This is a genomic window from Aeromonas veronii bv. veronii (assembly GCF_000820225.1).
GTDB classification, from domain to species: Bacteria; Pseudomonadota; Gammaproteobacteria; order Enterobacterales; family Aeromonadaceae; genus Aeromonas; species Aeromonas veronii.
The window spans coordinates 1-16,262 of the sequence record NZ_CDDK01000020.1; the positions used below are offsets into that span (position 1 = coordinate 1).

The following is a 16,262-nucleotide window of genomic DNA, read 5'->3' on the forward strand; positions in this document are numbered from 1 at the left end:
CAACTTCCTTGGCACACCCGCCAACCCCAATAAAATCAAGGGCCATGGGAATCCGGTGCCCGGTCAGGGCGATTTGTTGAGCCAGCGCAAAAAATCATTCATTACTGACATTTACGTCACTTTTTGACTGGTGTGGCCAGATTCGATTGGCTTATCATAGCCATCCGGTGCCTATTCATCAGTGATGGACCGAAGCCCTCGCTGGTTAATTGAGCATTTTGGAAGCTGTAATCCACGGGCGGTAGCGTGAAATTTTTTAGATTACCTACAACTAAATATGTGCTTACCAAATTTGTGAACTAAAAATTAATTTTTAAAGATACAAAGATTCAATTCATGAAATATTATTTATGATGACCTTAGAGTACATTTCAAATTGCACTTTTGTACAATATTATTAGTGCACTCGATATTTTTATAACAGGCCAACGTATGCTAAAGTCAATAAAAATTGAAAATTTCAAATCAATAAAAGATAAGGCAGATATAAGACTTGCACCGATAACCCTGATTTTTGGCCCAAACTCATCGGGGAAAACGTCTATATTACAAGCGCTTGGTGTTTTAAAACAAACCTATAGCGGAAAACCAAAAGGTAGTAGAGGACTAGTAACTAGTGGGGAGATTTTTGATTTAGGTGGATATCGTTCAGTTATTCATGAACATGAAATTTTTAATAGTATTAGAATCTCAATATGTTACGACGGTCTAAATGTAAACAAAAGACAAAATGAATTTGTTAGCCTAAAAGAATACAGAGAGTTATCTTTTCAATACCAGTGGTATGATGAAAGCTTCAACTATAATGAATATGATTCAATATTAAATGAATTACGAATGCGGTTTATCGAAAAAACCTCAAAAGAAACTACATTTGATATTAGATTAGAAAGATCTGACCATTTCATTAGCGATAATGAAGAATTTATATTCAATAATACCAATGACTTCTTTTTACTATCTGATAAAGAAAGTGAAGCTTCATTATTAGATTTGCTATTCCGAAGATACAACAAGGAATCAGAACTTTTCGATCACCATGTAACAGAAAAATTTATAAAATCGATATATTTTAAAACGTCAAGCGGCGATGATTTTCCATTTGTTTTATCCACACCCACATCAACTCTCGACTCCAACTTTAATTTTTTCGATTCTTATTTAAAGTCATTTAGTCGTTTAAGAGGATTTTTCTACAACATTCATTCAGAATTTATTGAGCTAATGAGTTCAATATCTTATCTTGGCCCACTTCGCTCAGCTCCAGAACGATTTTATAGTAAAAACCAATATAGCTTAAATACAGTAGGTGTTTCAGGAAAGGATACCCCTCAAATAATATACAAAGAAAAGGATGTTATAATCCCTGAATTAAACTCATGCTTCCAAAAATTCAATATTCCATATGAGATAGATGTCGAAAATGTTGGAACTTCTCTAACAGGAGAACTAATTTCAATATCTCTACGAGACACTAGAACAGATGTTATTGTAACTCCATCTGATGTTGGTTTTGGTATAGGTCAATTACTCCCTATTTTAGTTGAGGGAATAGTAAGGAAAAATAGTATTATTTGTGTTGAACAGCCAGAGATCCATCTACATCCTAAACTACAAGCTGAACTAGCAGATTATTTTATTTCGACAACCGAAACTCATGATTTTGGAAAGAACAATAATCAATGGATAATTGAAACTCACAGCGAAGCTCTACTGCTACGGTTACTAAAAAGAATTAGAACTGGGACTATAACTCCAGAAATGCTTTCAGTTATATATGTGCAACCAACAAATTTTGGAGCAGACATATTTGAATTAGAAATAGATGAGTCGGGAGAACTCATTGATGAATGGCCAGATGGATTTTCTGAACTGACGTTCAAGGAGATCTTTAATGACTAGTGCAGTTCAGATTTTTGGCATTAATACGAACAGCTTAAATGTAAATCCTGAACATCATGCATTAATATCAGTGCATAAGAAGGCTATAAAATTAATTCTAAAACAAGGCGTTTTAATTTTTAATCGTAGTGATGATTATGCACTAACTATACAAGAAAAGATTAATAAATTACCCCCAAAAATAAATCAAAAATGGACTTTCGCGATATCGAATGCCAGAAGAATAGAGACTGATTGTAATGTCATTAAAAAAACCTCAATATTTGAAGATACAGACGAAATGCAGGAGCTTGATGATCGTTGCAACTATTTAATGATAGATGATGAAAACTTATCATTGCTAAATATTAAAGACGCATCATTTACAACAAATAAAAGAAACAGTATCACCAGTTTTGATCGACTGTTTAATATTGAATCAATCGAAGATTCCCTTCATATTGCTAATGCATCTATTTCAATAGGTGAATGTAGAGACGCGATCTGGAATACACGCTTCAAACATATAATACCCCTATCAAAGAGTATTATTATAACTGACCGATACATAATTAAAAACACAGTGGAGCAGTGGCAAAAAAACATTGCAACAAACAAGAGAGAGCTATATTACATATTTAGTAGAATTTCATCTGAAAATACTACTACATCCATCACCATTTATTCATCCATATCAACACTAGACATAAATTTTGCATTAGATGACATAACAAACGCTTTAAATGAAATTATAACGACAGGTAGATTTTCCTTCAGAAGGATAACAATAATAATTTCACCTGACTCGTGTTTTGCAACAAATTCACATGATAGATACATTAGATTTGATAAATTCCACGCATTTTATTTTGGTGCAGGTCTATCAGTATTTAGAAATTCACGAGCAAGCGTAAACTCCACGTTTTCTATCACCTCGCTTGCCGAGTGTGATTTTTTATCCATAGAAGATACGTTAAAGCAAAATCAAGCCATAAGACGCATCTCTCTAACATATTAAATTTCCCCTATCCCCCTTCTGGGGGATTTTTATTTTTACGAGGATATAACTACCGTTCACCTTTACTAAATAAATCATTATCTATACGCTTGGAGTTTTGAACGCTGAAAAGATTAACAGCTAGCAAGAGAATAAAATTCACTCGCTGCACTCATGTTACTGATACCAGCTGGCAGATTAACACCTTCCACACACAACACTCCCTTTACGTCACTACTCCAGCAATAAAGTCGGAAACGAGATCGACCAGCAACCGCTCCAATTTCAGCCGCCACTTTCCAATCCAGAAAATAAAAATCCCCCGTTACCGGGGGATTTTTATTTCTATCGATTATCTCAGCTCAGCGGCTTAACCCACCAAAAACGCCCTTAACCGGGCAAACTCCGCGGGCAAATTAACGGAGAGCAGCGGCAGCTCGGCGTGTTTGGCGAGCGGGCCGGGTAGCGGTACATCGAGATTGAGGATCTCGTCCACCGACTCCTTGAACTTGGCGGGATGGGCGGTGCAGAGGAACACCCCCACTTCATCTTCGGCCAGCTGTTCACCCAGCAGATCCCAGGCAATGGCGCCGTGGGGTTCGCAGAGGTAATCCAGCTGGTGCAGCCGTTTAAGGGCAGCGCGGGTCTGGGCGTCGTCACGCATGCCTGACCCCAGGGTCTCCAGCGCCCAGCCCTTGCGACGGCAAAGCTCTTCCACTCGCGGCCAGTTGTTGGGGCGACTGACATCCATGGCGTTCGACAGGGTGGCCACTGTCTGATGCGGCTCCCACTGACCGGTTTTCAGGTAGCGCGGCACGGTATCGTTGGCGTTGGTGGCGGCGATAAAGCGCTTCACCGGCAGCCCCAGCGCCTTGGCGATCAGGCCTGCGGTGAGGTTGCCAAAGTTGCCGGACGGCACGCTGATGACCGCCTTGGCGCGATCGGCCTTGGGCAACTGGGCCACCGCTTCGAAGTAGTAGCAAACCTGCGCCAGCAGACGGCTGATATTGATGGAGTTGGCGGAGTTGAGGCCAATGGCCTTTTTCAGCGCTTCGTCGTCAAAGGCCTGTTTTACCAGCGCCTGACAAGCATCGAAGTCGCCGTCGATGGCGATGGTGCGGATATTGCCGCCGAGGGTGCAGAAGAGCTTCTCCTGCAGCGGGCTTATCTTGCCTTTGGGATAGAGGATCACCACCTCGATCCCCTCCAGCCCGTAGAAGGCGTGGGCCACGGCGGCGCCGGTGTCGCCGGAGGTGGCGGTGAGGATAGTAATCTTGTCGTTGGTTCTAAACGCCGCGAGGCACTGGGCCATAAAGCGGCCGCCGAAATCCTTGAACGCCAGAGTCGGGCCGTGGAACAGCTCAAGGGCATAGGTGTTGTCCTTGAGCTTCACCAGCGGCGCCGGGAAGGTGAAGGCGGCGTTGACAAGCTCGCTCACTTTCGCTGCGGGCACTTCGTCCCCCAACAGGTGGCTCAGGATGCGGGCAGAGCGTTCGGCCAGCGGCAGATCGAGCAGGGCATCCACATCGGCGAGCGGTTCGAGTTGTTCGGGGAAGAAGAGCCCCTGTTCGCGACCCAAGCCCTGACGCACCGCCTGCGCGAAGCTCACCTGTTCGCTGTTGTCCTTGATGTTGTAGAGATTCATAGCTCGCTTCCTGTTACCCGTGCCCCGGCCATGTCCAGTTTGCAGACCCGGGCAAATCCATCTTCGTTCTGCACGAAATGTGCTTCCATCCATTCCTTCATTCGCTCGGCCTGCGCCAGTTCCTTCATCACCACAAACACGGTGGGGCCGGAGCCGGAGATGCCGGTAGCCAGCGCCCCGTTCTGGGCCGCCTGCGCCCGCACCTCGGCAAAGCCTTCGATCAGCGCCGCGCGGTAGGGCTCGGCAATCACGTCTTTCAAAACGCTCGCCGCCAGCGGCTCCTGCCCGGTGTAGCTGGCGTGGACAAAGGCAGCCAGGCGACGGCCATAGGTGAGGCAATCCTGACGGCGATATTGGGCCGGCAAAATGGCGCGGGCCGCGGCGGTAGAGACCACGGTACCCGGATAGCAGACCACCCAGTACCACTGATCGAACACCGGAATACCCTGACTGATAACGCCGTGCTCTTCCAGCACCAGCTGCATGCCGCCCAGATAACAGGGGGCTACGTTGTCGTAGTGAACGGAGCCGGAGATCTTGCCTTCCATCTCCCCCATCAGCAGCAGCATGTCGTGCTCATCAAGCGGCGCGCCGTGAAAGGCGTTGAGCCCCTCCAGCGCCGCCACCACGCTGCAGGCGCTGGAACCCAGACCCGAACCGACGGGCAGGTTCTTCTCCAGCACCATTTCGAGCGGCTTGAGTTTCAGGCCCCGCTTCTCCAGCGCCTCGCCATAGGCGACCCAGCAGTCATGGAGGATATTCTTTTTCGGATCGTCCGGCAGCTTGTGGGCGTAGCGGCCCACAGAGGACAGCGCAAAAGGCACGTCAGCCGATTTTACCTGCACCCGATCGCCGAGCAGAGAGCCATCCACGGGGGCGAGCGCCGCCCCCAGTACATCGAATCCCACGCTCAGGTTGGCGCTGGAGGCAGGCGCGTAGGCGACTACGCTACCGCCGTCCGTCATATAAGAGGGGTACATGTCTGAACTCATGCTTATAGCTCCTGCTTCCAGTTCTGGGTGCGCAGCACGTCGGCAAAGACGCCCGCTGCAGTCACTTCGGTACCGGCGCCATAGCCACGCAGCACCAGCGGGATCGGCTGGTAGTAGGTGGAGAAGAAGGCGAGCGCGTTCTCCCCGTCTTTGACCTTGAACAGCGGCTCGTCGCCACCGACCGCCTTGATGGCCACCTTGCACTTGCCACCCTCGATGGAACCCACATAGCGCAGCACCTTGCCTTCACGCTGGGCCGCGGCGAACTGGTCGCGGAACCAGCCGTCGGCCTCCGGCAGGCGGGCCATAAAGGCTTCCACGTCGCCGCTGGCGTCAAATCCGGGCGGCAGCGCCTGTTCGACTTCGACATCGGAGAGCTCCAGCGCCATGCCGGCTTCGCGAGCCAGAATGAGCAGCTTGCGCGCCACATCCATGCCGTTGAGATCGTCGCGGGGATCCGGCTCGGTAAAGCCGTTGCTGCGAGCGATTTGGGTTGCCTCGGAGAACGCCATCCCTTCATCCAGCTTGCCGAAGATAAAGGAGAGGGAACCGGACAGAATCCCGTCGAAGGCACGCAGCTTGTCACCGGCCTTGATGAGGTTTTGCAGGTTCTCGATAACCGGCAGACCGGCGCCGACGTTGGTCTCGTACAGGAACTTGCGGCGAGTCTGGCGGGCAGTGCGGCGCAGCGCCTTGTAGTAATCGAGCGAGCCGGTGTTGGCCTTCTTGTTCGGAGTCACCACATGGAAACCGGCGGCGAGGAAGTCGGCATACTGGACGGCCACCGCCTCGGAGGAGGTGCAGTCAACGATCACCGGGTTGATGATATGGCTATCTTCCACCAGCTTTTTCACCCCTTCCAGCGAGAAGCTGTCGCGGGCTTCCGCCAGCTGTTCACGCCAGTTGGCGAGGTTCAGGCCATCCTTGTTAACCGCCATCTGGCGGCTGTTGGCGATGCCGACCACGCGAAGGCCAGTGCCCTGTTCGGCCAGTACCGGTTGCTGGCGGGCGATCTGATCCACCAGCGCGGCACCGACGCCGCCGACCCCGACCACAAACAGATCGATAAACTGCTGGCTGCCAAAGAAGTTCTGGTGGCACGCCTTGATGGCTTCCGCCACCTTGCGATCCCGCACCACCGCCGAAATGGAGCGCTCGCTGGAGCCCTGCGCAATGGCGACGATGTTGATGGAGGCTTGCGCCAGCGAGGTGAAGAAGCGGGCCGCCATCCCCTTGCTGGTGCGCATGCCGTCACCGATCAGGGAGATGATCGCCAGATCGCTGATGATATCCAGCGGCTCCAGCAGCTGGTTTTTGAACTCCAGCTCGAACTCGCGCTCCAGCACCTTACGGGTCTTCTCACTGTCGTAGCTGTGGATACAGAAGCTGACGCTGTACTCGGAGGAGGATTGAGTAATCAGGACGATGCTGACCCCGGCGCGGGAGACGGCGGAGAAGATGCGACCGGCCATGCCGACCATCCCCTTCATGCCGGGGCCGGAGACGTTGAACATGCACATGCCGGAGAGATCCGAGATGGCCTTCACTTTCAGGTCATCGTCGCCGCTCTCGGGGCCGATCAGGGTGCCCGGCCCTTGCGGGTTGAAGCTGTTCTTGATGAGGCAGGGAATATGGAACTGGGCCACCGGCGCGATGGTTTTAGGGTGCAGCACCTTGGCGCCGAAGTAGGAGAGCTCCATCGCCTCCTTGTAGGAGAGGGTTTTCAGCAGATAGGCATCCGGCACCAGACGGGGGTCGCAGCTGTAGCAACCCTCGACGTCAGTCCAGATCTCGCAGCACTCGGCATCGACGCATGCGGCCAATACAGCGGCGGAGTAGTCGGAGCCGTTGCGACCCAGCAGCACGGTCTCGCCCTTGTCGCTGCCACCGGTAAAGCCCGGCATCAGGTAAAGACAGTCGCTACGCAGCCCCTTGGCGGCAAAGCGCAGGCGGGAGGCTTCGATATCGACATGGGCTTCCAGATAGCCGCCGTCGGTGACCAGCAGCTCTTCCGGCACGATCAGCTCCAGATCCAGACCGCGCACCCGCAGCAGCTCGTGCATAAAGGCGATGGAGAGGTTCTCGCCACGGCTCAGAATGCGCGCCTGCACGTTGTCCGGGCAGAGGCCCAGCAGACGGATGCCCTGCATCAGCCGCTCCACCTGATCCAGCTCGGCGGTGAGGCGGGCCAGCAGCGCCTTGTCATCGAGCGCCGGATAGGCCGCCTTCAACCCGGCCAGCAGGCGGGAGAAGATGCCATTGACTTCAAACAGGGTGGAACTGGCATCCATGCCGCGACTGGTCTGCTCCACCAGCGCCACCAGATGATTGGTCACCTTGGCAGGTGCAGAGAGCACCAGGGCTACCTGAGATTGGCCGTGGGTGTTGACCGCGATATCGGCCACCCGTAAAAAACGTTCTGCATCGGCCAGTGAAGACCCGCCAAATTTCAACACTCTCATCGCTTTCTCTCCCTGTAAATCTATGAAATTCAATCTAAAAACCAATCCAACAAAAAGGCCCGTACTGGGTGGGTACGGGCCTTTTCTGATTTCTGTGCTTGTTCGTCAGCGCATCAACCGGCCCCAGTGCCACCTGTGGTGGTACCGGTAATAATGGTGGTGGTGATGACGTTGGTGAATAACTGCATGACGAACACTCGTTGACGAAGCTGGCTTTTAGCAATACCGCGGCGGGCGATGGGCTGTCAACTTAAACCTCTTCGCTACTCACGCCCAAATCGGCGCGCAAGGTCTTTGCAGAGCAGGTGGAGCATGTTCAAATCCCGCTGCGGCAGCATGGGAACCCGGTCCATCACCCATTGATGCAGTTTTTCATCCTGCGAAACTCCGAGCTCACCCAGCAATTCTGCTGTTTTGCTTTTCAGCACCCGAACCTGCCCGGCGTTATCAAAATTTTCTGCTACCGCAGCGCCGCCGTCGGCGTTCAGCTCATCCATCAGCTGACTCATCTCGTAGGCGTAGAGCATGATCGCCTGCCCCAGATTGAGAGACGGGTAGCTCACCTTGAGCGGCAGATAGCTGATGAGATCGACCTCGGCCAGCTGCTCGTTGGAGAGCCCCGACTCCTCGCAGCCAAAGACGATGGCCACCTTGTTGAGTGAAGGCTTGCTGCGGATCTGCTCGCGGATCTCCCCCGGCGTGAGGTAGTGCTGGTAGCGACCGCGTTCACGGGCGGTGGTGGCGATCACCAGATCCATGTCCGCCAGCGCCTCGGGCAGGGTATCGAACGCTTCGGCCTGAGTCAGGATCTCCTGGGCGCCGTGGGCCACCCAGCTCGCCTCCTCCTCTTCGTGTACCCGGCTAGCCACCAGTCGCATGGCATCGAATCCCATGGTTTTCATGGCGCGGGCAGCCGCCCCCACGTTCGCAGGTCGGGCAGGTGCCACCAGGACAAAATAGAGCTTCATCGGGTTTCCTCACAGGCCGGACGGCCTCTCAAACAGACAGCAAACAGTCGCTAAACCATCACCAAAACAGGGGCGCAATCTACCGTTTATCCCCGAAAATTGCCACTTGAACAGACGTTTGAATGTTGCGATAGTGGCCTGACGTGTGAACAAATTACACCCACTCCTTCGCGCTATCGGCCCGACAGATCACAAGGAAGAGAGAGATGCAGCAGCCATTGGAACAGGCCGTCGCCGAGACTATCTTGCAACGCTTCGAGTCGTTTTACAGCCGGTTTCTCGAGATAACCCAGGGCAGCAAGAGCCGCTTCGAGAACAGTGACTGGCTGGGGGTGCAGCTGGCGGGTCGCGAGCGAATTCGCCTCTATGACCACCATGTGGGGGCCACCGCCAGCTCCATCCGCCAGATGATGGGGGAGCACCACGCCACTCAGGAGCTGCTCAAGCGGGTCAAGAGCGCCTTCAGCGATCTGTTGCCCCGTTGTGACAACTTCGAGGTGGCGGAGTCCTTCTTCAACTCCGTCTATCGCCGGATCTTTCGCCATCGCAATATCCGCGACGAGAACCTCTATATCCACCCCTTTGTCAGCCGTGGCGAAAAACCGGATTTAAGCTCCCTGCTGCGGGTCTATCGCACCGATCTGGCCCACTTGCCGCAGACCTTGAGCCAGCTTTTGGGGGATTACAGCTTCACCCTCCCCTACGAGGACAAGCAGCGAGATATTGTCGACATCCACCGCCATCTTGCGGAGAACGGCCCGCAAATCCTCCATGATGAGCCCTTTGCCATCGAGCTGCTCAAAGAGGTGTTCTACCGCAACAAGGGGGCCTATCTGGTGGGACTGATCCGGGCCCGGGATCAGGTGTTCCCCTTTATCCTGCCCCTGCTCAGCACCGGCCACAGCATCTATGTGGACACGGTGATCTTCGAGCCGGATCTCGCCTCCATCGTGTTTGGCTTCGCCCGCGCCTACTTTATGGTCTATGCCCGCGAACCGGCGCTGTTCGTCGCCTTCCTGCGCCAGATCATGCCCCACAAGCCCGATTACGAGATCTACAACGCCATCGGCTGCCAGAAGCATGGCAAGACCGAGCTCTATCGCCACTACCGCCACCATCTGGCCCAGAGTCGGGATCAGTTCATCATCGCGCCGGGCATCAAGGGGATGGTGATGAGCGTGTTTACCCTCCCCTCCTACGATGTGGTGTTCAAGGTGATAAAAGACGAGTTCACTCCCCCGAAGGATGTGAGCCACGAGCAGGTGAAGGCAAAGTACCGGCTGGTTAAACAGCACGATAGGGTTGGCCGGATGGCCGATACCCAGGAGTTCACCAACTTCGAGTTTCCGCTGGATCGCATCTCGCCGGAACTGCTTGCCGAGCTCAAGACGGTGGCACCGTCGGCGCTCACCATCAGCGACGACAAGCTGGTGATCAAGCACCTCTACACCGAGCGCAAGATGATCCCCCTCAACCTCTATCTGGACAAGGCGGACGAGCAGCAGACCCGCCTCGCGCTGGAGGAGTACGGCAACGCCATCAAGCAGCTGGCGGCGGCCAACATCTTCCCGGGGGACATGCTGTTCAAGAACTTTGGCGTCACCCGTCACGGCCGGGTGGTCTTCTACGACTACGACGAGATCTGCTACATGACGGAGTGCAACTTCCGCCAGATCCCGCCGCCGCGCTACCCCGAGGATGAGTGGAGCGCCGAGCCCTGGTATTCGGTAGCCCCCAACGACATCTTCCCCGAGGAGTTCGCCACCTTCCTGCTGCAAAAGCCGCAGGTGCGGGAGATCATGCTGCAGCTGCACAAGGAGATGTTCGATGCCAACTACTGGAAGATGCTGCAGAGCAACATCAAGGTGGGGGTGTTCGAGGATGTCTACCCCTACCGGCGCAAGAAGCGCTTCAAGTACCAGCGCGGCGGCTGATCGCGCAGCGCCCGCGCACATCGCAGCAACGAAAACGGGGTGGCCCAAGCCACCCCGTTTTGCTATCCGCTTTGCGCCTTAACTGCCGCGACGGCGGATCACCCCTTCTTGCATGGTGCTCGCCACCAGCATGCCGTCACGGGTAAAGAACTGACCGCGCACCAGACCGCGACCGCTGCTGGCGCTCGGGCTGTCTACCACGTAGAGCAGCCAGTCGTCGAAGCGGAAATCCCGGTGGAACCACATGGAGTGATCGATGGTGGCCACCTGCATATCCGGCTCCCAGTACGACACCCCGTGCGGCTGCAGCGAGGTGAGCAGGAAGTTGAAGTCGGAGGCGTAGGCCAGCAGGTATTTGTGCACCCGCAGATCGTCCGGCATCTGACCGTTGGCCTTGAACCAGACGTGGCGCACCGGATCCTGCACCGTCGGCCGAATAGGGTCGACCAGAGTCACCGGACGCATCTCGATGGGCTGCTCGCAGAGGATCTTGTCCCGCAAGGAGGCCGGGATCAGGTTCTCGTAGGGGCGCACCAGCTCCAGCTCGCTCTTGAGCTCCTCCGGCGGGGTGATGCCGGTGGGCATCTGTACCTGATGCTCGAAACCGTCGGCCGGCACCTGAAACGAGGCGTTGAGATAGAAGATGGGCTTGCCGCCCTGAATCGCCTTGACCCGGCGGGTGGAGACGGTCTGGCCATCGCGAATATTCTCAACGTCATAGACGATGGGACGGGTCACATCCCCCGGACGCAGGAAGTAGGAGTGAAAACTGTGAACCTGACGACCGGTCTCGACCGTCTGCTTGGCGGCTGACAAAGCCTGCCCCATTACCTGTCCGCCAAACACGGCCCGCAGACCGAGATCCTGGCTCTGGCCCCGAAACAGGCCCTCCTCGATTTTTTCCAGCGCCAGCAACGCCAGCAGCTCATCAAGTACCTTGCTCATCGTTCACTCCTCTGTCAGAGCCGCACAGGCTAACAAGCTCACCGGAGCAGAGCAACCGCAGCGGCGAGTCTGCGGGCAAACAGACGACAGAAATTCCCCTCAATTTCTCCCCCCCCCCCTTTTACCAGCCAGGGGGGTTGATACAAAAAGGCCCGCACCAGTTGGTGCGGGCTTTTTGGCAAGTTTGCACGTCTATCAGTGTGCGTCACTGGCAAACGGCGCTTACTTGCTGCCGGTACCTGAGTTGCGGGTAGAGGCTTGCGGCTTGCGACGGGCGGTGGTGGCGCGGGCACGGGGCTCTTTGCCCTGCATCTCTTTGTGACGCTGCACGGCGCGACGGATCTGGGCGGCCTGCTTGTGACGGCTGGTTTTGCCATCCTGCTGCAGGTCGACCTTGGATTCGGTCTCCGGCGGCAGGTTGACCAGACCGCGCAGGTAGTTCACTTCCGGCAGTTTAAGCTCTTGCCAGCCGCCGCGCGGGATGCCGCGGTCCAGCTTGACGTCACCGTAGCGGATCCGCATCAGGCGGCTAACCTGCACTTCCTGGGATTCCCACAGGCGGCGCACTTCACGGTTGCGACCTTCGGTCAGGGTGACGTTGAACCACTGGTTCAGACCCTCACCGCCAGCCGGTTTGATCTTGTTGAACTTGGCGGTGCCATCTTCCAGCTGCACGCCCTTGCGCAGACGCTGCAGCATGGCTTCGGTGATCTCGCCAAAGACACGTACCGCGTATTCCCGTTCCACTTCGTGGCTCGGGTGCATCAGACGGTTGGCCAGCTCACCGTCGGTGGTGAACAGCAACAGACCGGAGGTGTTGACGTCGAGGCGGCCGACCGCGATCCAGCGGGCACCTTCCATCTTGGGCAGACGATCAAACACGGTGGGACGACCTTCCGGATCGTGACGGGTACACATCTCCCCTTCCGGCTTGTGATAAGCCAGTACGCGGCAGATCACTTCCTCTGCGGCACGGGTCTTGACCTGGTGACCATCCACCCGGATCACGGCGTTCACTTCGACGCGATCCCCCAGTGTGGCGACCTTGCCATCCACACTGACCCGACCTGCGGTGATCAGGGCCTCCATCTCACGACGGGAGCCGTGACCCGCGCGGGCCAACACTTTTTGCAGTTTTTCACTCATCGGGGTTACCTGATTGTTGATCGCTGCCCACTGGTAAAAGGGGCAACGGGGTTAACTGTAACAAACACCGGTTGGAGCACTCGCCACAGTTGAAAAATGTATATCTCGGTGACGTCGGCACACTTGGGCGTCATTCACCGGGCATCGCTCTCCCCGTCCACCGCAGAGGGCAACAGGGGTTGCAGCTCCGGATCCAGCTCGGGGAGCTGCTCCAGACTCTGCAGATTAAAGTAATCCAGAAACTCTCTGGTGGTGGCGAGCAGCTCGGGGCGACCCGCCACCTCTTTGTGGCCTATGCTGCGCACCCAGCCACGCTCTTTCAGGGTATTCACTATCTGGCTCGACACCGCCACCCCGCGGATCGCTTCGATCTCGGCCCGGGTGATGGGTTGGCGATAGGCGATCAGGGTCAGCGTCTCCATCACGGCGCGCGAATAGCGCGGCGCACGCTCGCTCCAGAGCCGCGAGAGCTCCTCGGCATACTCCTGACGCGCCTGAAAGCGCCAGCCGGAGGCGACCTCTTTGAGCTCGACGCCTCGCGAGCTGTAATCTTGCCTGATCTCGGCCAACAGCAGCTGAACATAGCGACTGGTCACCGGATAATCCGCCAGCACGCTGCTTTTCAGTTCGCTGACATTGAGCGGGCGACCGGCCACAAACAGCGCAGCTTCGATCAGGGTCTTGAGTCGTTCAGTGGGCAGCGCCACGGTTGCCCTCCTCGCTCTGCTCGGCCAATGCGAAATGGATTGGGCCAAGGGGTTCTGCCTGCAGGATCCAGATCAGTTGCTCCTTGCACAGCTCCAGCAGGGCCAGAAACGTCACCAGTACCCCCATGCGCCCCTCTTCGGCGCGCAGCACCTGCTCAAGGCGCAGGGTCTGGCCCAGCGTGAGCATGGCGAGGATCTCCGCCATGCGCACCCGGGTCGGGATCTGTTCGCGGCGGATCTGGTGATGTTCGAAATGAGTCGCGCGTTTTACCACACTTTGCATGTAAAGGGCGAGCTCAACCAGCGAAACATCGGGCGCCAGTGGCTTGAGGGCGCCAAAATCGGGGGGCAGGGCGGCTGCGATATAAATCTCCCGCTCCACCCGTGGCAGCTCATTGACCCTCTCTGCACCTACCTTGTAGCGCTCGTACTCCTGCAGGCGGCGAATAAGCGTCACCCGCGGGTCTTCTCCCTCCTCTTCATCCTCCAGCTCCGGCGCCTTGGGCAGCAGCAGGCGGGATTTGATCTCCGCCAGCCAGGCCGCCATCAGCAGATATTCGGCTGCCAGCTCAAGGTTGAGCCCCTGCATCAGCTCCACGTACTCCATGTACTGGGCGGTGATCTGCAGGATCGGCAGGTTGAGGATATCGAGCTGCTGGCGCCGGATCAGATAGAGCAGCAGATCGAGCGGCCCCTCGAAGGTATCGAGGAACACCTCCAGCGCATCGGGCGGGATGAACAGATCCTGGGGCAGCTCGTGATAGGGCTGCCCCAGGACTTTCGCGATGGGTAGCGCGGAGCCAGCCCCCGTCTCGGCAGCGGGGACAGTCACCGGTTCAGCGACATCACTCAAACGGGGTTGGATCTCCGGCGCCGCGACGACGCAATACCGGCTCGTCGTCAGAAAAATCGACCACTGTGGTGGGCTGCTCGCCCAGATAGCCGCCGTTGACCACCAGATCGATCTGCTTGCCCAGCTTGTCGAAGATCTCTTCCGGGTCGAACTCGGCAATCTCGGAGTCCGGCAGGATCAATGTGGTGGAGAGCAGCGGCTCGCCGAGGGCTTCCAAGAGCGCCTGAGCAATCTTGTTGTCCGGCACCCGGATGCCGATGCTCTTCTTCTTCTCGTTCATCAAGCGGCGCGGCACCTCTTTGGTCGCCTTGAAGATGAAGGTGTAGGCGCCCGGGGTGTTGTTCTTGATCAGGCGAAACGCGCTGTTGTCGACCTTGGCGTAGGTGGAGATCTCGGAGAGATCGCGGCACACCAGGGTGAAGTCGTGGTTGGCGTCGAGACGACGGATGCGGCAGATGCGCTCCAGCGCGCCCTTGTCACCCATCTGGCAACCCAGCGCATAGCCGGAGTCGGTCGGATAGACGATCACGCCGCCGTTCTGGATGATCTGTACCGCCTGACCGATCAGACGGGCCTGGGGATTTTCCGGATGTACGTAAAAATGCTGACTCATAGCTTGTTCTCGCAATGGGGGCAGCAATACCTGCCCGCTCGTATGGTCACGGGCCAAAGACCCATGACACTACCTTAACCTGTTTGTGGCCGCTTCGCTGGCGCCGTTACCGGCTCGCCAGCAGCTCGGCATGTTGCTCGGTGGTGAGCCCAAAGTGACCGGGATAGGCCAGCCAGACGGGCATCCCTTCTTTGGGCAGCCAGAGGTGGCGGCCCAGCTCGGTCCAGTTGGAGGGGAAGTGAAAATCCGATCCCACCGAGATATAAAGGTCGTGATCCTTGGCCCACTGGCCCAGATTGGCCCGCTCCTGCGGACTCTGCTGGGGCAATGAGACCTCCATGGCATCGCCACCGGCCGCTTTGAAGGCCACCAGCAACCGCTTGATCCACTTGGCGGTGAGATCGTAACGGCTGGGGTGAGCCAGCACCGCCAGCCCACCGGCGGCGTGAATGGCCGCGATGGCTTCGCTCATCTCGGGCCACTCGGCCGGGGCATACCCTTTATTGCCACGGCTCAGGTACTTTTTGAATACCTTTTGCATGTTGTCGGCCACCCCGCGTGCCACCAGCACCCGGGCAAAGTGGGCGCGGGTCACGGCGGCGTCACCGGCGAGCGCCTTGGCCTCTTCATAGGTGCCGGGGATGAGGCACTTCTCCAGACGACGCCCGATTTCCAGTGCACGCGCCTCACGTCGTGCCAGCTGACCGGCCAGAAAATCCAACAGCTGCGGATTTTTTTCATCCACCCCCAGCGCCACGATATGGATCTCGTGATGCTCCCAGCCGGTGGAGATCTCGACCCCGCTCACCAGTCGCAGCGGCAGTTGCTCAGCTTCGATGGTGCGGCGTACTTCATCAAGCCCGGCAAGGGTATCGTGGTCAGTAACTGCTAACACCTCGACCTGTTTCTCGGCGGCGCGTCGCACCAGTTCGGCCGGGCTCAGCACCCCGTCGGAGGCAGTGGTATGGCAGTGAAGATCGAATCTCATCAGGTTATTCCGCTCTCGTGGTCAGGTCACCATTCATGGCAAATCGGTGAAAGAAGGCTAAAAAGCGACTTGACTTGGTCGCGGCTTTATCGTTTTCTGTAGGCACTTCATTGCAAACATCTTTTTACAGG

At 55.8% G+C, this 16,262-nt stretch carries 13 protein-coding genes; 3 read left to right on the plus strand and 10 right to left on the minus strand.

Annotated elements, in window-relative coordinates:
- Window positions 1–432 precede the first annotated feature (432 nt).
- Together BN1139_RS20960 and BN1139_RS20965 are read left to right on the plus strand one after the other, a co-directional pair.
- On the plus strand, window positions 433–1,902 hold the full coding sequence (locus BN1139_RS20960) for an AAA family ATPase (protein WP_005350249.1): 1,470 nt from the start codon (window positions 433–435) through the stop codon (window positions 1,900–1,902).
- A complete protein-coding gene (locus tag BN1139_RS20965; protein WP_005350248.1) occupies window positions 1,895–2,899 on the plus strand; it encodes a hypothetical protein in 1,005 nt (334 codons plus the stop codon). Before BN1139_RS20960 ends, BN1139_RS20965 begins: the two co-directional genes overlap by 8 nt.
- Before the next feature lie 349 nt (window positions 2,900–3,248).
- On the opposite strand, the gene thrC is transcribed toward BN1139_RS20965, so the two are convergent.
- From thrC to BN1139_RS09100, 4 genes are all read right to left on the minus strand, one after another.
- Window positions 3,249–4,523, minus strand: coding sequence for a threonine synthase (gene thrC, locus BN1139_RS09085; protein ID WP_005350247.1), 1,275 nt, complete (start codon window positions 4,521–4,523; stop codon window positions 3,249–3,251).
- Window positions 4,520–5,515: a homoserine kinase gene (gene thrB, locus BN1139_RS09090; protein WP_005350244.1), complete on the minus strand. Its 996-nt coding sequence runs from the start codon at window positions 5,513–5,515 to the stop codon at window positions 4,520–4,522. The genes thrC and thrB overlap by 4 nt, the downstream gene beginning before the upstream one ends.
- Before the next feature lie 2 nt (window positions 5,516–5,517).
- Window positions 5,518–7,977: a bifunctional aspartate kinase/homoserine dehydrogenase I gene (gene thrA / locus BN1139_RS09095; protein WP_005350241.1), complete on the minus strand. Its 2,460-nt coding sequence runs from the start codon at window positions 7,975–7,977 to the stop codon at window positions 5,518–5,520.
- 263 nt (window positions 7,978–8,240) lie between these two features.
- On the minus strand, window positions 8,241–8,945 hold the full coding sequence (locus BN1139_RS09100) for a tRNA/rRNA methyltransferase (protein ID WP_005350238.1): 705 nt from the start codon (window positions 8,943–8,945) through the stop codon (window positions 8,241–8,243).
- Between the two features lie 206 nt (window positions 8,946–9,151).
- Here BN1139_RS09100 and aceK point away from each other — a divergent pair, with 206 nt between their 5' ends.
- Window positions 9,152–10,879: a bifunctional isocitrate dehydrogenase kinase/phosphatase gene (gene aceK, locus BN1139_RS09105; RefSeq protein ID WP_005350234.1), complete on the plus strand. Its 1,728-nt coding sequence runs from the start codon at window positions 9,152–9,154 to the stop codon at window positions 10,877–10,879.
- Window positions 10,880–10,957: 78 nt separating this feature from the next.
- On the opposite strand, the gene tesB is transcribed toward aceK, so the two are convergent.
- From tesB to rnm, 6 genes are all read right to left on the minus strand, one after another.
- A complete protein-coding gene (gene tesB / locus BN1139_RS09110) occupies window positions 10,958–11,824 on the minus strand; it encodes an acyl-CoA thioesterase II (protein WP_005350232.1) in 867 nt (288 codons plus the stop codon).
- A 222-nt stretch (window positions 11,825–12,046) separates the two neighbouring features.
- Window positions 12,047–12,970 (minus strand): 23S rRNA pseudouridine(2605) synthase RluB, encoded by a 924-nt coding sequence (gene rluB / locus BN1139_RS09115; protein ID WP_005347347.1) that lies wholly within the window; start codon window positions 12,968–12,970, stop codon window positions 12,047–12,049.
- Window positions 12,971–13,104: 134 nt separating this feature from the next.
- Complete coding sequence (scpB, locus tag BN1139_RS09120) at window positions 13,105–13,677, minus strand: SMC-Scp complex subunit ScpB (protein WP_005350230.1); 573 nt, start codon at window positions 13,675–13,677, stop codon at window positions 13,105–13,107.
- Entirely contained in the window at window positions 13,661–14,530 is an 870-nt protein-coding gene (locus BN1139_RS09125; RefSeq protein ID WP_005350228.1) for a segregation and condensation protein A, read from the minus strand. Before BN1139_RS09125 ends, scpB begins: the two co-directional genes overlap by 17 nt.
- A complete protein-coding gene (locus BN1139_RS09130; RefSeq protein ID WP_005350226.1) occupies window positions 14,523–15,143 on the minus strand; it encodes an L-threonylcarbamoyladenylate synthase in 621 nt (206 codons plus the stop codon). Before BN1139_RS09130 ends, BN1139_RS09125 begins: the two co-directional genes overlap by 8 nt.
- A gap of 106 nt (window positions 15,144–15,249) precedes the next feature.
- Complete coding sequence (rnm, locus tag BN1139_RS09135; RefSeq protein WP_005350223.1) at window positions 15,250–16,131, minus strand: RNase RNM; 882 nt, start codon at window positions 16,129–16,131, stop codon at window positions 15,250–15,252.
- Window positions 16,132–16,262 lie beyond the last annotated feature (131 nt).